Source organism: Mucilaginibacter flavus (genome assembly GCF_030409315.1).
Classification (GTDB): Bacteria; Bacteroidota; Bacteroidia; order Sphingobacteriales; family Sphingobacteriaceae; genus Mucilaginibacter; species Mucilaginibacter flavus.
The window spans coordinates 67437-86269 of record NZ_JAUFPS010000012.1 but is presented as its reverse complement, the minus strand read 5'-3'; the positions used below and the strand labels follow the sequence as shown (position 1 = coordinate 86269).

Sequence of the window (18833 nt, the reverse complement as noted above, 5' to 3'; positions counted from 1 at the left end):
GTATGTGTTTATTATAATGAACGCTACTTTTCCAGTTCAAATCCCCAGTCTTTACCCTTATCAACGGCTGGTACGCCTTTGGCCATCCAAACCGGCATTGGGGCTCTTTTTAAAAAGTGATCAAAATATTGCTGCTCCCTTATAGTAATGTCTTTACGGTTTTGGCGCTGTACCAGGTTGTGGGCTTCGCCATTGTATTGCAATAGCCAAACCGGTTTACCCAGGCGGCGTAAGCCGGTAAACATTTCTATCCCCTGGTACCATGGCACGGCACCGTCGGCATCGTTGCTCATGATCATAACGGGCGTTTGTACTTTAGGTAGCTGAAAAAGGGGAGAGTTTTCAATGTATAACTCGGGCTTTTCCCAAAGGCTTGCGCCAATACGGCTTTGTGTTTTTTCATATTGAAATTGCCTGTTTACACCCGATTCCCAGCGGATGCCACCGTAAGCCGAGGTCATGTTGGCGACAGGCGCTCCTGCCCATGCGGCAGCATACATATTGGTTTGCGTGATGAGGTATGCCACCTGGTAACCGCCCCAACTTTGGCCCTGTATACCAATATGCGCGCCATCAACCCAGGTGTTTTTCTTCAATGATTCAACCCCCGAATTGATAAATTCAACGGCCGAAGCGCCGGGGTGGCCGGTTTGATAACTGATATCCGGCGCGAAAACCAGATAACCATTGCTTACAAAAAAGGATATAGGCAGCCGTGAAGGTGTTGGGGCAGGAGGCAGGTAATTGTATAATCCCTCTGATAATTTCTCATAAAAATAAACAATCATCGGGTATTTTTTATTGGGGTCAAAATCTTCAGGTTTGTATAATATACCTTTTGATTTGTATCCTTTGGGGGTTGTCCACGAAACCAGCTCGGCCGTGCCCCAGTTGTATTCGGCTTGTTGAGGGTTGATGTCGCTTAGCTTGATCTCGTTTTTAAGATCAGCTGATACGTATAAATCAGGAGGTAATTGATAATTGCTTTTGGTGTAAATGTATAGCGCGGTGTTTTTCGCTTTGGTTAAGTCGCCATAACTCATTTTACCCCATGCTGCTTTTTTAGGGGGATCAATACCTTCAGGATTTTTTGTAAAATACCCCCATTCTTTGGTTTCCTCATCCTGGGCCGAAAGCCACATTGGTTGTTTGGATGGGATAAACTTTTGTTCAGGATCGGTTTGATCATACCTGATAATCAATTTGTTTTTACGGCCTATACCATTGGTAAAGTTGGTAGCTACGCCCGTAGCCGGGTCGATACTCCAGATATCGTAGCGGTCATAAATCAAAACGGCCTTATCATCTTTGGTCCAGCCGGCTACACCGTACTCTCCGGCAAAGTTAGGTACATCATTCAACTCGTCGCCCATTTTTGTGCCGACGGATTTGGTTAGGTTTATTTTGCTGCCTGTGGCAATAGTGTAGCTATACCATTGTTGTTCCGCCAAATCAAACCATAAAACGTATTGCCCATCTGGCGATATGCGGTAGCGGGCATTGGTGCTGCCGTTAATTAACCTTTTGTTGCCGCTTTTGGTATCAATCAAAATGGCTTGTTGTTTGGTATCGCCTTCCCATTGCGATTGTACACGCGCGCCGGTATCGGTAACACCTAAAACATAACGAGCATCTTTATTTTCGGCAACAAATATTTCAGGGATGGCCTTGCTGCCTAATTGTATTTGCTTTGATTCAGCATCTTCGGGTTTGATGACCGCCAGGTAGCTGCGTTTCAATTCTTTTTGAAGATTTTTAAGCTGCTGGGGTTGCAGGTAGTCATCTTTGTAGTTCCATATATCCAGCTTGGCCACCTCAAAATCAACAATGGTGGTATCGACGGGTTTGCGGATAGGAGCGGTGCCGAAATATAGTTTAGCCCCGCTTTTGCTAAAGTATACCTTACCATCACCGCTCACAGCCCATTTTTCGGGCATGTTGGCGAAACCTTCTGCCGATATTATCCGGGCGCTATCCTGCGTTGAATTATAATAATATAGTTTAAATGGTTTTACTAATGCTTTCTCCAGATTTTTTTCGGCTGTAAAAGCAATTTGCCTGCTTGCTTCATCAAATACAATGTTGCTATAGGTTCCTTTGCCTGTACTTATGGTTTTCACCGTGTTTTTGTCAACCTCGAACACATACAACCCGGATATGGCTTCCTTTTGCTTAGCAGGAGCGGTGACCACAAAGGCTACCAGCTTGCCATTCTTACTAACCTGATATTCTGTAACATATTTAAAAGTGCGGTTTAATTTACCATCAAGTTGTTTTACAGTGAGCTCGGCACCTTCGTGAGTAGGCGGTGCAATTGTTTTACTTGCTGCTTTTTTTGAAGTATCCGCTGCTGCCGGTTTCTTTAGGGTATCGCCCGCGGCAAGGTAGGCTATTACATCAGCCCGTTCTGCTATTTTAAAGTTTCTGACAGATGGTATTTTGGTGATTGCCTGTGAAGCAAGACTTATAAATCCCAATGTATCTTTCGGGAATTCCGATTGCTTTTTCTTTTTGATCTTAGCCTGCCGGGTATCCTTATAAAACGGCCTGATCTGAAATACCGCGAATTTACCATCTTTGCTAAACCTTGCCGTATCCGCGCGTGGAACGTGGATTTTATTGGTGTTTTTTGAATCTGTAATTACCAGGTCGGCATCACCTTGTTGCGGTTTTATAACGTATAATATCCATTTACCGTCATTGCTGATCCGTTGATCGCTGATGCTTTGCCAGCCGTCAAAAACGGTATGATCCAAAGGCTTTTTTGAAATTTGTTGAGCGGATGCGTTAAAGCCAATGACTGATAGACAGGTGATGAGTAAAATTCTACGCATATGAAACTTGTGTAAGTTTAAATATGCTTAAAAAGCGCCAATTATTGAAATTAGCTACGGGAAAGTTACAATTTAGAGCTGAAAGCTTAAGGCAGAAAACCCAACACAGAAAGCTAAAAGCGGAAAGCAAATAAGCGCTCTCTGCTTTTAGCCTTAAGCTTTCAGCTTTTTTATATCATCACCTTATTCAAAGCCTTAATAGCCTCGGCAAAATCTTCTCTTGCAACTAAAAACTGGATATTTACTTTTCTCAATGCAAACCCGCAGCTTTTGATATTGATGCCGTGATTAGCCAATGCTGTTGCCGAACGGGCTAATAGGCCGGGCTGATCCATGTTTGAGCCGATGAGGCAAACCATAGCCATTTTTTCAACGGTTACTTTTTCGTAATCATCCTCCAGCTCCTGGATTAGTTTTTTATTGAAATCTTTTTCCCAGATTACTATCGAAATGCTATTGGCGCTGGTAGCCTTAAAGGTGTAGCTAACGCCGTATTTGTAAAATAGCTGCATGATATGAAAATCGGTACCTACGTTGCCCACCATTGATGGATCGTAAATGTCTATCATCAGCACATGTTCGGTGCCGGTGATAACTTCAACCCGTTTTTTATCACATATATATTCGCGGGTTATCAGCGTACCGGGGTGCTCTGGCTGAAAAGTGTTTTTGATACGCAGGTCAATATCGTTTATCTCCAACGGTTTTGATGCCTTAGGGTGTATAGCCTCCATACCAACGTCGGCCAATTGATCGGCCACGTCATAATTGGTATTGCCCACCGGGAAGCAGTTTTCAACGCCTACCAGTTGTGGATCGGCAGTACATAAGTGGTATTCTTTGTGTATAATGGCTTCCTGCGGCTGTACCTCAACAGCTATTTTGCTAAAGGTAACTTCAGAGTAGCCGCGGTCAAATTCGCGCATAATACCTTCTGTACCTTTAGCGTAACCGGTCACAATGGTGATGGTATTGGCAAAATCAATATGTTGCAGATCTTTGCGGATACGTTGATCAATAGTTAACGACCGGTGGTCATGAAAGCCGCTCAAATCAACAAACGTGGCGTTGATGCCCATGTTTTGCAAAATATTAGCAAACACAAAAGCTGAATGGGTTTCGCCTATCGAAGCCAGGATTTCGCGGGCTGCTAATAATACATCCGCTTTATTCACATAGCCCGAGGCCAGGATGTTGGCAATGTTTTCGAGGTAAGTTTGCGCGTCTTTTAAGCGTTGTTCAATAAAAGCATCGGCCTGGTTAAGATTTAAGCCAAGGCTTTCGTAGTTTTTGTTAAGCTGTTTTAGCTTAACAATAAGTTCTTTAAGTGGCTTGTGGAAATCCTTGTAAGTTGCCAGGCGGTGATATACGCCGGGAGCCTTGGTCTTCTTATTTTCAAGCAGGAGGTTGGTTACTCCCGAAAAGGCCGATACTACAAAGATGCGGTTATACAATTGGTCGCCGCTACGTTCAAACAGGATGATGTTTTTGATAACATCAGCCAATGCGGTCATGGATGTACCGCCGATTTTTTCTACTGTTAACATTTTATACTAAAAAGATAGCACGCAAATACGATAATTGTGCCAGGCCCTTAGGCTGCCGCAAAGTTATTATAATAGCTTAATTATTAAAGGGATGTATTTGCATGCAATAAAAATCCCCATATCAAAATGATACAGGGATTATCAATATTGATGGTTTATAATTGGTTGCGTTTTATGCTGTTAATCTTCCTTCTTATAAAGATCGCCGGCTTTCTCTGCAGATAACTTAATACCCTTAATCATGGCCGAACTGAAGCCGTTGTGCTCCATTTCGTTTAAGCCTGCAATGGTACAGCCGCTTGGCGAGGTTACCTTATCAATTTCCTGCTCCGGATGTGACGCTAATTGCAATAAAAGATCGGCTGCGCCTTTAGCAGTTTGCGCTGCCATCTTCAAAGCGTCGCCGGCGTGGAACCCAATTTCGGTACCGCCTTGTGATGCCGCGCGGATAGAGCGTAAAAAGAACGCTATACCACAGGCGCAAAGCGCGGTTGCCGATGTCATCAGTTCTTCATTGATCTGGATGCTTACACCAACGGTATCAAAAAGCGATTTTACCAGGTTGATGTTTTTATTGGTACCATTATCGGTAGCGATACAGGTCATGGAATGGCCGATGGCTATAGCCGTGTTAGGCATGGCGCGTACCACCTGTACATTCAGCTCTAGTTGCAGGCGGATATCGCTGCAGCTTACGCCTGATATTACTGATATTAAAAGCTGTTTCTCTGGCTTTATAGCTGGCCTGATCTCATCAAGTAACTTATTTAATTGTTGCGGCAATACGGCTAATACAACAATATCCGCCTTTTTAACGGCCTTTAAATTATTATCGGTAGTGTGATAGCCCAGCGCTGCAAAATCTGCCAGGGCGGCTACGTTTCTTCTTGTTAGGGTAATTTGCTGGGGTTTGCAAATGCCCGCTTTAACTAACCCTTTGGCTAATGACAGCCCGATGTTTCCCGAGCCTAAAATTGCTATTTGTTGTGATGCGTTCATGTGGTTGTACTTAAACGTGTTCCAAATGGTTTGTTATTTTTAATATTTCCTAAATCGTCGCTCTTGCCAATAATTACAGCGCTTACGCCGCAGGCTATCGCTGTAAAAGCATTATCAAGCTTGGGGAGCATCCCGCTGTGTATAATGCCGTCCTTTTTCAACTCTTCATAATATCCGGGGGTAATTTCCCGTATCAAAGAATCTTCATCGTCAATATCCTTCAAAACTCCTTTTTTCTCGAAACAATAAATTAGGGTTGTTTCGTAAATAGATGCCAGATTTACCGCCAGTGCGGATGCTATGGTATCGGCGTTGGTATTTAACAGTTGCCCTTCGCCGTCATGCGTTATCGCGCAAAAAACAGGGGTAAAACCTGCTTCCATCAACCTGCTTATATTGCCCGGATTAATGGAGTTTTCGTCAATATCGCCTACAAAACCGTAGTCTATAGTTTTTACCGGTCGTTTTTTTGCTTTGATGAAATTGCCGTCGGCACCTGTAAGGCCTATAGCGTTGTTGCCAAAACGTTGTAACTGGGCAACTATATTTTTATTAATAAGGCCGCCATAAACCATGGTAACTACTCTTAAAGTCTCAATATCGGTTATCCGCCTGCCGTCAACCAGCTTAGCTTCAATGCCCATATCCTCAGCTACTTGGGTTGCAACCTTGCCGCCGCCGTGAACCAAAATTTTCAATCCATCAAGCGACTGAAAGTCTTTCAGGAAATGATATAGGTTTTCAGAGTTATCTATAACATTTCCACCGATTTTTATGATGTGCAGGCTTTTTTTAGCTACTATTTCGGTCGAATTTATAGAAACTGTCTCACTTTTATTCATTCTTCACAATAATTTAACACTGCATTTGCCAATTTACTACCTTTTTTGATATAAATCTGTTAAAAATAAGAATTTATACTGTATTTTTTACTAAAAGTAATCCAAAATGATTGTTTGCTTACACATTTGTAAGTTTACAATTTGATTATGAAATAATTAGTATACTTGAAATTAAGGCATTAAACTTGCTTTAAAATTTACCTATGGAACAAAAGAAAAGTACTAAGCCCCGTGTAGTTATTATTGGCGGGGGCTTTGGCGGCCTTGAATTAGCTAAAAACCTTAAAAACGCGCCGGTAGATGTTTTACTGCTTGATAAGCATAACTATCACACTTTTCAACCTTTATTGTATCAGGTAGCAGCCGGTTCCATAGCGGCCGACTCCATAGGTTTCCCCATTCGCCGGATTTTCACTAAACAGGATAATTTCAGGTTCGCGCTGGCTGAAGTGCAGCAAATTCATCCTGAAACCAATACGCTCACTACAGATATTGGTACAATATATTATGACTATCTTATTATAGCCACAGGCTCAAATACAAATTTCTTCGGCAATAAAGAGATTGAACATTTTGCCATGCCGATGAAAAATATTCCCGAGGCGCTCAATCTACGTAGTTTGATACTGCAAAACCTTGAAATGTCATTAGTGACCAAAGACCCTGAAGAAAAAGCGGCACTCATGACCTTTGTGGTGGTAGGTGGTGGTCCAACCGGTGTAGAGTTATCGGGCGCGCTGGCCGAAATGCGGCAGCTGATATTAATGAAAGATTATCATGGCTTGCGCAAGCACAACATGAAGGTTTACCTTGTTGAAGGTAAAGATGTTGTTCTCGGCGCGTTTTCGCCCAAAGCTTCTGAAAAAGCGAAAAAGTTTTTGGAAAACATGGATGTTACCATTTATAATGGTGTTCACGTACAAAGCTACGATGGGATACTGCTAAAAATAGACAATGGTACCACCATACTTACCCGTAATGTACTTTGGGCTGCAGGCGTAAAAGGCGAAGTGCCCGAGGGATTAACGGCACAAAGTATAACCCGCGGTAACCGTATCCAGGTTGATGAAATCAGCAAGGTTATTGGCTACACCAATATTTTCGCCATAGGCGATGTATCTGCCATGATAACACCCGAAACGCCAAACGGGCACCCTGGGGTAGCGCCTACAGCAATTCAGCAAGGTGGTTGGCTGGCTAAAAACTTAGTGCGCATGATCAATGGGCAGTCAACCGTTCCTTTTAAATATCATGATAAGGGCTCGTTAGCCACAATTGGCAGGAATAAGGCGGTAGCCGATTTAGGTAAACTTCATTTCCAGGGATTTTTTGCCTGGCTTTTGTGGGGCTTTGTGCATTTAATGTCCTTAGCGGGTTTTACCAATAAAGGGATCATCTTTTTTAGCTGGGCCATTAATTACTTTAATAAGAACAGCGATAACCGTTTAATAGTGCGTTATTTTGATACAGAAACCCGAATGACCGATCCTGAATCGAAATAAAAAGCAATAGGCTTCCAAACATTAAGCCGTTTATTTTATTTGTAAAGCAGGTAAACGCTTATGGATCTGTTTTTTGTAATTGCTTTATTGGTTATTGTGAGCGCGCTGTTTTCTTATTTAAACGCGCGTTTTATTAAACTGCCCGGTACCATTGGGATAGTGCTGATAGCTACTATAGTTTCAATAGTCATTCTTGTTGTCGATAAACTTGATCCTGTATCGGCCAGGTATTTAACCACTTTAGCCAAAAATATCGATTTCTCAAAGGTGGTGCTTAATATTATGTTGGGCTTCCTGCTGTTCTCCAGCGCCTTTAACCTCGACGGAAAGAAGCTTAAGAAAGAAATGCGACCAGTTCTGGTACTAAGCACATTAGGTGTGATTTTATCCACAGCCGTTTTTGGCCTTTTATTGTATTATATAGCACCATTTTTTCATATCCGTATGCCGTTGATCTACTGCCTGTTGTTCGGTGCTTTGGTTTCACCAACAGATCCCGTAGCAGTATCGGCGATTGTTAAAAATTCCAAATTACCTGCCCACTTGGAAACCATCATATCCGGCGAATCACTTTTTAATGATGGGGTAGGGTTGATCTTGTTTGTAATCTTATTAGAGATAACCCAGGTAGGTGAGCATAATATAGAAGCTTCGAAAGTTTTACTATTGATTGTAAAAGAAGTAATAGGAGGTATTTTTGCCGGCGCGATATTAGGATACCTTGCCCAGCGATTGATGAAATCGGTAACAGATTTTCAAACTATTGTGCTGATCTCCTTAGCCTTGGTAATGGGACTTTCTGTTTTAGCCACCATATTTGAGTTTTCTATCCCTTTGTCTGTTGTTACAGCCGGACTTTTTGCCGGCAGCCACTCTATTAACCAGGATAATAAAGAAAGATCGCACGAAGCATTGGAGAAATTCTGGCAGTTGGTTGATGAAATGCTGAACACCATTTTGTTTGTGATGATAGGTCTGCAATTGATCAACCTGCCGTTTGTAAATAATTACTGGGTAACGGGCAGTATTTCCATTGTAATGATTTTGATAGCCCGTTGGTTAAGTATCACCCTTCCGCTTACGTTTTTACGCCATTCATTAAAAGTAAATTATAGCAATATTAATGTAATGACCTGGGCTGGTTTAAGGGGAGGTATATCTATTGCCCTTGCACTAACCTTACCGGATACGCCATACAGGCATTTGATTCTATCGGGAAGTTATTTTATTGTGATCTTTTCGGTAATAGTACAAGGATTAACGCTCAACGCGATGATTAACAGGGCATCGAGGTATATTGAATAACCTATTTTAATTTCGACATGTAGTTGGCTATCTCGCTTTCGGTGCTGTCTGCGCTTTTGCTTAACGTGTTGATGATATTGTCGCGCTCTTCCTCAGTCCGGTTTTGACTTAGCTTTTGTTTGCCTTGCAGGTCGTCTACCAATATTTCAAAAGCGACGATACCCTTCATCATTTTTTGTTTGTAAGCATCCGGCAGGCTGTTCCATTGTTGCAGGTAACCAGCTTCGTAATTACTGATGGTTTTGGCTAACAGGTTGGCAGTTTGTGCTTCTTCTGATAGCAAAACCGCTTTGCCATAAGCATGAACAGCTATATAATTCCAGGTAGGTACGTTGGTTCCCTTTGAATAGTTGGCCGGCGAAATGTAGGCATGAGGTTCGGCAAAGATCACCAAAACCGTTTTATTCAAAATTTGCGCTGCCTGTGGGTTCGCCTTGGCAAAATGCGAAAGCAAAACTATTTTGTCATCACGTAATTCAATCAAAAAGGGGAGGTGTGTTGCAACAGGAACACCATCATGAGCAGTTACTACAGTGGCAAAGCTGTACCGCTGCATGAAGCTGATAACCTCTTGTTGATTTGGGAATTGGTTGGATGAAGGGATATACATTAGAAAAGAATCAAGAAATTAGATTCAAGAACCAAGCCTAATAAAAGTACGGTTATTTACAAACTTTCCAACATCTGCTTCAACACCGCTTGCGCAGCCCAAACACGATTACCTGCTTCGTGTACTACAATGCTGTTTGGTCCGTCTAAAATCTCGTCAGATAATTCCAGGTTACGGCGTACAGGTAAACAATGCATTACCTTGGCATCGTTAGTTGCCTTTAGCTTTTCGTTGGTAAGCATCCATTCCTCATGCTTGCCCAGTATATTACCGTAAGGTTCATAAGCCGACCAGTTTTTTACATAGATAAAATCGGCACCGGCTAAAGCCTCATCCTGATCATAAGCTATTTTTGCGCCCTGCGTAAAATCGGCACAAAGCTCGTAGCCTTTTGGTTGTACTATGGTAAAGTCAACATCTGCTTTACACATCCACTCGGCAAAAGAATTAGGTACCGCTTGTGGTAACGGTTTAATGTGCGGTGCCCAGGTTAATACAACTTTGGGGCGGGCAGCAGTTTTTAATTCTGTTATGGTAACCAAATCTGCCAAACTTTGTAAAGGATGGCGTGTGGCCGATTCCAGGCTCACCACCGGTACTTTACAAAATTCCACAAACTTGTTAAATATCATTTCGCTATAATCCTCTTCGCGGTTACGCAAACCAGGGAACGAGCGTACGCCAATAATATCTGCGTACTGCCCCATAACGCCTGCTGCTTCACGGATGTGTTCAACTGTTGTACCGTCCATGATCACACCGTCGCGTAGCTCTAAAGCCCAACCTTCTTTATCAATATTAAGCACCATCACATTCATACCCAGGTTAAGGGCTGCTTTTTGTGTGCTCATGCGGGTACGCAGGCTTGGGTTTAAAAACACCAAAGCAAGTGTTTTATTTTTACCTAATTCCTGGTGAGCGTAAGGATTTTGCTTAAGTGCCAATGCCTCTTTTACAAGAGCATCAATATTGGTAACGTCATTTACAGAAGAGAACAGTTTCATGAGCCTATTTAATATCGATTTAACAAACTGATTATATTTTTAAGTCTCCCCTTTTAGGGGGAGATTTAGAGGGGGCTTGGGTTTTCTATTGATTTAAAACACTTACAAATGCTTCCAGGAATCTATCAGCATGTGCTTTTGTTAAATTGAGCGCTGGCAATAACCTTACAACATTTGGTTTGGCCTCGCCGGTAAAAATATGGTGCTTAAATAAAAGTTCTTTACGGGCATGGGCCAGTTCATCTGGCAGTTCAATACCAATCATTAAGCCTCTGCCTCTCACTTCTTTTACCTGCTCTAATTTTTTTAGTTCTTTAATCAGGTAGCCGCCAACCTCGGCCGCGTTTTGCATCAGGTTATCTTGTTCCATTACTTCCAACACTGCTAAACCGGCGGCACAAGCCAGGTGGTTGCCACCAAAAGTGGTACCCAGCATGCCGTAAGCAGGCTGTATTTTAGGCGATATGATAATACCACCAACCGGGAAGCCATTGCCCATGCCTTTAGCCATGCTATAAATATCGGCATCAATACCGGCGAAATCCTGTGAAAAGAATTTACCGGTACGGCCATAACCGCACTGAACAGAATCGGCAATAAACACCGCGTTATATTCATCGCAAAGTGAACGGATTTTTTGTAGGAAGCTTTCAGGTGCCACCTGGATGCCACCAACACCCTGGATGCCCTCGATGATTACAGACGAGATCTCGTTTTCGGCAAAAGCCTGTGCTAATGCGGCTTCATCCGCCCATGGTAAAAATATAACATTGTCAGTTTCGTTTACCGGCGCTACAATTTTAGGATTATCAGTAACCGCCACAGCTAAAGATGTACGCCCGTGAAACGCTTTGGTAAAGGCAATCACTTTCTTTTTGCCATTATAAAATGAGGCCAGTTTTAAAGCATTCTCATTTGCTTCGGCACCAGAATTACAAAGGAATAACTGGTAATCTTCTTTACCAGATACCTTACCCAGTTTGGCGGCAAGCTCTTTTTGGATAGGGATCTCGATAGAGTTAGAGTAAAAACCCAGTTTGTGTAACTGGTCTTCCAGTCTTTTTACATAATGCGGGTGGGTGTGGCCGATAGAGATAACAGCATGACCTCCATACATATCAAGGTATTCGGTGTCCTGCTCATCATAAACTAAACTGCCCTGGCCTCTTACTATATTTATTGGGTTTATTGGATATACGTCAAATAATTTCATTTTGTTGAGCTTAAAGCTAAAAGCTTAAGGCATAAAGCCTTTATTTTCTTAGCGTATTTTATCAGGTTAATAATTAACCTTACTATGTTGATACTTACTTTTTATTAAACAAATGAACGGCAACAGCTTTTTGCTTTAGGCCTTAAGCTTTCAGCCTAAAAAGCGGTCGCCTTAAGTCGTAGTCCTGCGCGCTCGTCCAGTCCAAACATTAAGTTCATGTTTTGTACCGCCTGGCCCGAAGCGCCTTTAAGTAAGTTATCCATTATGCTAATAATGAAAATTTTGTTATCGTGTTTTTTAACTTGTATAAAGCACTTATTGGTGTTTACAATTTGTTTCAAATCGATATTACGATTGGTTACATACGTAAACGGATGGCCATCGTAATAGCTTTGATATAATGCTAAAGCCTCTTCTTCGCTCAAATCACTCTCGGTGTACATAGAGGCGATTATACCCCTGGTAAAATCACCACGGTAAGGGATAAAGTTAATAGCCTTATCAAAACCAGGCTGTAACTGCTTTAACGACTGACCAATTTCATTCAAATGCTGGTGATTAAACGCTTTGTAAACCGATAGGTTATCATTGCGCCAGGTAAAATGAGAAGTAGCAGCTAAACTTTGGCCTGCGCCAGTAGAGCCGGTTGTCGCGGTAATATGAACCTCGTTATTCAGCAAACCTTTTGAAGCTAAAGGCAATAACCCCAATTGTAAACAAGTAGCAAAACAACCCGGATTAGCTATATTTTCGGCCGTTTTAATGGCCTCCCTGTTTAACTCAGGTAAGCCGTATGTGAAGTTTTTAGTATTGAGCTTTGAGTTTTGGGTTAAACGGAAATCCTGACTTAAGTCGATGATCTTTACATTATCAGGAATCTCATTTGCATCCAAAAACTTTTTGGCATCACCATGGCCAACGCAAAGGAAAAGCACATCTACATCGGTAGTAAATTCTGCAGCGAATTTCAAATCGGTATCGCCAAACAAATCGGTGTGCACCTCGTAAATGAAATTGCCCGCGTTACTATTGCTATGAGCAAAGGCAATTTCCACATTAGGGTGGTTAATGAGGATACGCAGCATTTCGCCACCGGTATATCCCGCACCGCCAATGATGCCCGCTTTAATAGCCCCCCGACCCCCTGAAGGGGGAGTTGAACTATTGGTTATATCTTTTATGTTTTCAGTCATAATCTCAATTATTATTCCCCCTTTAGGGGGTTAGGGGGCGACATTAATCCTGTCATTATTGGTTGATGGATATGAGTATAAAATAAATTCCAGGTCGCTCCGGTCGTTGTTACTGATGAAGTGTTTTTGTCCCGGCAATATTTCGATGCCTTGCTCTGGTTTTAAAACAGTTGTTTCCCCATCGATAGTGAATGTTGCCCGTCCTTTCAAAATGAAGAATAACTGGGTTGCTTTTTCGTGGTAATGCAATTGCTCGGCGGTATCTGGTGGCATTAATTCTTGTTTAACAGATAATGCTTCGGTATCAATAAAAGTCCAGCCGTGGCAATCATCGCCCCAATTATAATGCTTAAGGCATTCTCCCTTTGAAAAGGTTACGTTGATCATTTGCCTTCGCCGTTTACTTTATGATAAATCATTACCTGGTTGCCGAAAATCTTAGAGAAACCTTTAACATCCTCGCCGCTCCATGAGTTATTCATTTCGCCATAACTGCCAAACTTGTTCGACATCAGATCATGATCCGACTCGATACCAACAACCTGGAAACGGTACGGATGCAACTGTACAAATACTTTGCCGCTTACATTTGATTGAGTATCGCTCAGGAAGGCTTCCATGTTGCGCATAATGGGGTCATGGAACTGACCTTCATGCAACCAGTTACCGTAAAAAGCAGAAAGCTGGTCTTTCCATGATAACTGCCATTTGGTAAGTACGTGTTTTTCTAAAGTATGGTGAGCTTTAATAATTACCATTGGCGCGGCAGCTTCAAAGCCTACACGACCTTTAATACCAATAATGGTATCCCCAACGTGAATATCCCGGCCTATGCCGTAAGGTTGCGCAATGGCTTGTAAAGCCTGGATGGCTTTAGTAGGGTGATCATATTTTTCATCGTTTATACCTACCAATTCGCCTTTATCAAAGGTAAGAACCAGGTCTTTCACATCAGATTCGGTTACCTGTGTTGGCCATGCTTCTTCTGGTAAGCCTAAGTTTGATGTTAAAGTTTCTTTACCACCAACAGATGTACCCCAGATACCTTTATTGATTGAATATTTAGCCTTCTCAAAGTTCATATCCACACCATGATCTTTTAGGTATTGGATCTCGGCCTCGCGGCTTAATTTTAAATCGCGGATAGGAGTGATGATTTTTACATCCGGAACCAGGATGTTAAAGATCATGTCAAAACGCACCTGATCGTTACCGGCACCGGTGCTACCGTGGGCAACAAATTCGGCACCAATTTCTTTGGCGTAGTTAGCAATAGCAGTAGCCTGGCTAACACGCTCGGCACTTACCGAAAGTGGGTAAGTATTGTTTTTTAAAACATTACCATAAATCAAAAAGCGAACACAGGTATCATAAAAGTTTTTAGTTTCATCAACCACGTGGTGTGATGTAACGCCCATTTTGTAAGCGCGTTCTTCAACTCCTTTTAATTCTTCGTCGCTAAAGCCACCGGTGTTAACAATAACCGAGTGTACTTCATAACCCAAATCCTGTGTTAAATATATACAGCAAAATGAGGTGTCTAATCCGCCGCTGTATGCTAATACTACTTTTTTTTTCATTCTTTCTTTAGAGGTAAAAGGTTAAAGGCGAAAGGTTAAAGGTTTTCGCTTCGTAAAAATTTTATAAATCCTATCAACATGGCTTTTATTTCGTTAATAGCTGTATGTACGTTATCATATATTTCTTTTGATATAAAACCAAGATCATGTATTAAATAACAAGTATATTCTACTTCATGTGCCGATCCTAATGCATTGTCTAAGTAATGAGCAAAGTCTTTATCCGTGTTTTTTCCACACCCCTCAACTATATTTAGTGGAATTGAGTATGTGGATCTGCGCAATTGGTTGGTTAAGGCGAATCTTTCTTCATGAGGCATAATTGGTAAGATATCTGCATATACCTGCTTTGTAAACAAGTGCGATTTTTTCCAGATGTCTAACTTTTTATAATCCCTCATTTTTATTTAATTTCTACCTTTCGCCTTTAACCTTTATCCTTTCACCTCTTATCAATCGTGATGGATACGTTTTTTTATTGCATTTTCTATTCGCTCAAGTAAGGTAGCTTTATGGGTAATGCGTTGCATTTTTTCGGCATCTTGCTTTAGCTTTTCGGCAGGATCAAACAGCATGGCGGTGCACATGCAGTTTTTACGGCCTTTGCTCATCAGTATGTCATAGTTTACACAGCTTTTGCAACCCGCCCAAAAGTTTTCGTCCTGTGTAAGCTCAGAGTATGTAACCGGTTCATAGCCGATTTCTGAATTGATACGCATTACGGCTAAGCCAGTGGTAAGTCCGAATATTTTAGCTTCGGGGTATTTTTTGCGTGAGAGTTGGAAAATGGCATGCTTAATAGCTTTTGCTAAACCCACTTTCCTGAAGTTTGGATTAACAATAAGCCCGGAATTAGCCACAAAATCGCCGTGGCTCCAGGTTTCAATGTAGCAGAAACCGGCCCAGGTACCGTCTTTATGCAGGGCTATAACCGCCTTGCCTTCCAACATTTTATTGGCAACATATTCTGGCGAACGTTGTGCTATACCTGTTCCGCGGGCTTTGGCCGATTCGGCCATTTCATCGCAAATCATGGTGGCATAATCTACATGTTGTGCTGTAGCAACCTGAATATCAAAATCTTGTATGGTCATTTAAATAGATGATTACCGTTAAATTAATTGGCTTTTGATGGCCTTAGTAATTAGATGGCTTTTTAAAAAGAAGTTTAATAACCTCTTTTTGTTTTTGAGGGTTTAGGAGAGGATGTTAATTCAAACCCGGGGCATATAGGTTCTTCGTCGTGAAGAACAGCATAAAAAAACAGTCGAACCCAAAGCAGCGGCAATGGGAGCAAACGTTGCTCTTAATGCGGGCTTATTTAAGCTTGGTTGATTCATTTTTTTGAGGTATTACTGTGTTTTTAATTTGGGTGCAAATTAGGCCATAAATTTTTACTTATACAAGAAAAAAGTTATTTAATTGGAGGGGGAGTTGATTGGGTTAAGTGAGTTGGATTAAGTTGAATAAGTTGATCCAGTTAGTGTGAGTTAGGATAAGCTGATTGAGCATCGTAAATCAGTATAATTTAGATTGTCAACTCCATCTAACATATTCAACTTAATCCAACTCAATAAACCACTTACCGCTTCGCCACAATATCGCTCAAAATCATTTCGGCGTGAATGCGGGAGTTTTCAATAAACCATAGGTGCGTATCAAGGCCGCCGCAAACTACGCCGGCGAGGTAAAGCCCCGGTAGATTAGTTTCCATAGTTTCGGGATTATATTGGGGGATAAACTTATCGTCTGATAAGGTAATGCCCAGCTTTTTCAAAAATTCGAAATTGGGTTTGTAGCCGGTCATCGCCATTACAAAGTCATTGGGAATAGTAACTCGCCCATCAGGAGTTTTAATATCTACCTCATGTTCCCGCACCGCCTCAAGGTTGGAGTTAAAATAAGCCTTAATGCTGCCTTCTTTAATACGGTTGATAATATCAGGACGTACCCAATATTTTACACGGCTGCTAATTTCAGGGCCGCGCACCACGAGGGTTACTTCGGCACCCTTGCGGTAGGTTTCCAGGGCAACATCAATGGCCGAGTTGCTTGAGCCCACCACCACTACTTTTTGCGAAGTATAATAATGCGGGTCCTGGTAATAGTGTTTTACTTTGGGGAGGTCTTCGCCGGGGATATCAAGGTTAACGGCAATGTCATAAAAACCAGTTGATAAGATTACCTTTTTAGCTTGATAGCTGGCCTTGCTCGTGGTAATGGTATATCCTTCTCCTTCAGCTTTTACATTGGTTACTTCCTCAAATAAACGGAGAGGAAGGTTGTTTGATAACGCCACGCGACGGTAGTACTCTAAAGCATCATTACGGGTTGGCTTGTTGTGAACGGTTACAAAAGGTACCCCGCCAATTTCCAATTTCTCTGAAGTAGAGAAAAAAGTCATGGTTGAAGGATAGTTGTACAGCGAGTTTACCAGGCAGCCTTTTTCGACAATAACAAAACTTAAACCTGCTTTTTGCGCGGCCAGGCCACAAGCTAAGCCGATAGGGCCACCACCAATAATAAGTATATCCAGCATGTGGCGAAGATAAACAGTTTTGACTGAGATGTGTAACGCTCAATTGCCAATTTACCTTTGGTAGACTAAACTAAAACAACCAGTATCAATGCAATAATTGCCGGTAAGGCCTGTGTAAAAAATATTCTTTTTGACGCCGAGAATGTGCCATATATCCCCGCAACAATTACGCAGCTTAAAAAGAAATAAGTTATGTTTTTTTGCCATACCGGGTCTGCAATAAAGAAGCTCCATATCAAGCCTGCTGCCAGGAAGCCGTTATATAGCCCCTGGTTAGCCGCCAAACCTTTGGTTGGTTTAAACAAATCTGCGGCCAAGGCGTCTTTAAATATCTTCTTTCCGGTGATTTCCCAGGCAAACATTTCCATCCATAAAATAAAGATGTGTTCAATGGCTACCAATCCTGTAAAAATTTTAGCTAACACTGGTATGATGTTTTCCATAAACGGGCTTTTAGGTTTATAGGCATGGTTTATATTTTACTTATGCCTGGTTAAATTTAGTATTCTGTTGCGGAGTTAACAGCATTTTGTTTCATAACGTAGTTAATTACTGCGGCAGGTAGGGCTGGATTGATTATGATGAAACTAAATTGTGCCTTCTCTCGCATTCAGATTCTGATGAGGAAAAATAAAGGCACAAAAAAGGGTAAGCTACTTTTATCGCGCCGCTCAACTCTCTACCCTTGCTGCGTTCCCACCCTGGGGGAGTTCAAGAGGAGCTGGCCGTAAAAGACTTACCCCGGCGCAAATATAGAAAAAGGATACGTTTTTGGTTAATAAATTGTTAAAAATGCTTTAGGGGTTGATTGTTAGGGTGATATAATTTGATTTGAAGCGGTTAGACTATCTGCTGAGTTTAAAATCATCTTTTATGATATTTATAATTGGTGTTTGGATACGTGTTTTATCAGAGAGGGGGACGATTTTAATAATAAAGGCGATTTTCTAACCGCCTTTATTACTATTGTGTTAGTATCAAATCGAGATCTTTTTTGATCAGATCAGCATTTTTAGGTTTTATTTCATAGTCAAAATTACCTGCACCGTCGGTCGCAATCCGGATAACGGATACGGACTTTGTTCTGAGTGTTTCTATGTCTTCTTTATCCAATTTATAAAATATCAGGTTAATAACGCGGTCGGCCTGGGAGTTATAACTTACGCGGGCTTCGCCTCCAACTTCGGGTTTCAAATCTAATACGCTATTATCGGTAAATTTAATGTTAGTGATATCGGCCGCACCCACAGACCATACACGCGGCCCATTCATATTATCTATCCTGAAGCACAGGATATAGCTTTGGCCTATTTTTTCGGCATAAACATATAATAACCTGCCCGAAGCTAATCCTAATTGAGTGTAAATTCTCTCGTCTGACGTTTTCCAGGTGGTATCGCCTTTAATTTTATCAATCTCGGGCTTTTCTAATTTTTGCGCGTTTGCAGATATGGCAATGCCAGCAGCTAATAAAGCTGTTAAATAAACTTTTTTCATTTGTGATTTTTTTTGATTTAAGTAATGATGTTAATTGAAATGATAAGGTTTAGGTTGTTTATTTTAATAGAGAAATCGAGTTTACGACATCGCTATTCGCCAATTATTTCTGTTATGGTGTCATTTTGCGACAGTAACATGTTTGAGTAAGTTATTTATTTATACCAT

17 protein-coding genes and 1 other RNA gene are annotated in these 18833 nt (G+C 41.5%); 2 read left to right on the top strand and 16 right to left on the bottom strand.

The annotated features are described in order from the left end of the window. Positions 1 to 23: 23 nt before the first annotated feature. From QWZ17_RS03050 to argB, 4 genes are all read right to left on the bottom strand, one after another. A complete protein-coding gene (locus QWZ17_RS03050) occupies positions 24 to 2834 on the bottom strand; it encodes a S9 family peptidase (protein ID WP_290303434.1) in 2811 nt (936 codons plus the stop codon). A 170-nt stretch (positions 2835 to 3004) separates the two neighbouring features. Next, positions 3005 to 4381 carry an aspartate kinase gene (locus tag QWZ17_RS03045; RefSeq protein WP_290303432.1) on the bottom strand — a complete coding sequence of 459 codons (1377 nt, stop codon included), beginning with the start codon at positions 4379 to 4381 and terminating at the stop codon, positions 3005 to 3007. A 180-nt stretch (positions 4382 to 4561) separates the two neighbouring features. Next, positions 4562 to 5380 carry a pyrroline-5-carboxylate reductase gene (proC, locus tag QWZ17_RS03040; protein ID WP_290303430.1) on the bottom strand — a complete coding sequence of 273 codons (819 nt, stop codon included), beginning with the start codon at positions 5378 to 5380 and terminating at the stop codon, positions 4562 to 4564. Further along, positions 5377 to 6222 carry an acetylglutamate kinase gene (argB, locus tag QWZ17_RS03035; protein ID WP_290303429.1) on the bottom strand — a complete coding sequence of 282 codons (846 nt, stop codon included), beginning with the start codon at positions 6220 to 6222 and terminating at the stop codon, positions 5377 to 5379. Before argB ends, proC begins: the two co-directional genes overlap by 4 nt. Positions 6223 to 6425: 203 nt before the next feature. Between argB and QWZ17_RS03030 the strand changes: the two genes are divergently transcribed. Beyond that, positions 6426 to 7724, top strand: coding sequence for an NAD(P)/FAD-dependent oxidoreductase (locus tag QWZ17_RS03030; protein WP_290303428.1), 1299 nt, complete (start codon positions 6426 to 6428; stop codon positions 7722 to 7724). A 60-nt stretch (positions 7725 to 7784) separates the two neighbouring features. Next, complete coding sequence (locus QWZ17_RS03025) at positions 7785 to 9029, top strand: cation:proton antiporter (protein WP_290303427.1); 1245 nt, start codon at positions 7785 to 7787, stop codon at positions 9027 to 9029. Between the two features lies 1 nt (position 9030). Here the strand turns inward: QWZ17_RS03025 and QWZ17_RS03020 are convergent, their stop codons facing one another. The 12 genes from QWZ17_RS03020 to QWZ17_RS02965 form a co-directional block, all read right to left on the bottom strand. Beyond that, a complete protein-coding gene (locus QWZ17_RS03020) occupies positions 9031 to 9639 on the bottom strand; it encodes an FMN-binding negative transcriptional regulator (RefSeq protein ID WP_290303425.1) in 609 nt (202 codons plus the stop codon). 56 nt (positions 9640 to 9695) lie between these two features. After that, the gene (locus QWZ17_RS03015) at positions 9696 to 10643 is read right to left on the bottom strand and encodes an N-acetylornithine carbamoyltransferase (RefSeq protein ID WP_290303424.1); all 948 of its coding nucleotides are present in this window, start codon (positions 10641 to 10643) and stop codon (positions 9696 to 9698) included. Positions 10644 to 10728: 85 nt separating this feature from the next. After that, complete coding sequence (locus QWZ17_RS03010; protein WP_290303422.1) at positions 10729 to 11856, bottom strand: aspartate aminotransferase family protein; 1128 nt, start codon at positions 11854 to 11856, stop codon at positions 10729 to 10731. 155 nt (positions 11857 to 12011) lie between these two features. Beyond that, positions 12012 to 13049, bottom strand: coding sequence for an N-acetyl-gamma-glutamyl-phosphate reductase (argC, locus tag QWZ17_RS03005; RefSeq protein WP_290303421.1), 1038 nt, complete (start codon positions 13047 to 13049; stop codon positions 12012 to 12014). A 30-nt stretch (positions 13050 to 13079) separates the two neighbouring features. Then, positions 13080 to 13436 carry a cupin domain-containing protein gene (locus tag QWZ17_RS03000; protein WP_290303420.1) on the bottom strand — a complete coding sequence of 119 codons (357 nt, stop codon included), beginning with the start codon at positions 13434 to 13436 and terminating at the stop codon, positions 13080 to 13082. Then, positions 13433 to 14629, bottom strand: coding sequence for an argininosuccinate synthase (gene argG, locus QWZ17_RS02995; RefSeq protein WP_290303419.1), 1197 nt, complete (start codon positions 14627 to 14629; stop codon positions 13433 to 13435). The genes QWZ17_RS03000 and argG overlap by 4 nt, the downstream gene beginning before the upstream one ends. A gap of 35 nt (positions 14630 to 14664) precedes the next feature. Beyond that, on the bottom strand, positions 14665 to 15030 hold the full coding sequence (locus QWZ17_RS02990; RefSeq protein WP_290303418.1) for a four helix bundle protein: 366 nt from the start codon (positions 15028 to 15030) through the stop codon (positions 14665 to 14667). 51 nt (positions 15031 to 15081) lie between these two features. Beyond that, the gene (locus QWZ17_RS02985; RefSeq protein ID WP_290303417.1) at positions 15082 to 15723 is read right to left on the bottom strand and encodes a GNAT family N-acetyltransferase; all 642 of its coding nucleotides are present in this window, start codon (positions 15721 to 15723) and stop codon (positions 15082 to 15084) included. 488 nt (positions 15724 to 16211) lie between these two features. After that, the gene (locus tag QWZ17_RS02980; protein WP_290303416.1) at positions 16212 to 17168 is read right to left on the bottom strand and encodes a YpdA family putative bacillithiol disulfide reductase; all 957 of its coding nucleotides are present in this window, start codon (positions 17166 to 17168) and stop codon (positions 16212 to 16214) included. A gap of 65 nt (positions 17169 to 17233) precedes the next feature. Next, positions 17234 to 17611, bottom strand: coding sequence for a DUF1304 domain-containing protein (locus QWZ17_RS02975; protein ID WP_290303415.1), 378 nt, complete (start codon positions 17609 to 17611; stop codon positions 17234 to 17236). Positions 17612 to 17811: 200 nt separating this feature from the next. Next, an RNA gene (gene ffs / locus QWZ17_RS02970) (signal recognition particle sRNA small type) lies at positions 17812 to 17910 on the bottom strand. Positions 17911 to 18131: 221 nt separating this feature from the next. Next, positions 18132 to 18665 carry a hypothetical protein gene (locus tag QWZ17_RS02965; RefSeq protein WP_290303414.1) on the bottom strand — a complete coding sequence of 178 codons (534 nt, stop codon included), beginning with the start codon at positions 18663 to 18665 and terminating at the stop codon, positions 18132 to 18134. Between the last annotated feature and the right edge of the window lie 168 nt (positions 18666 to 18833).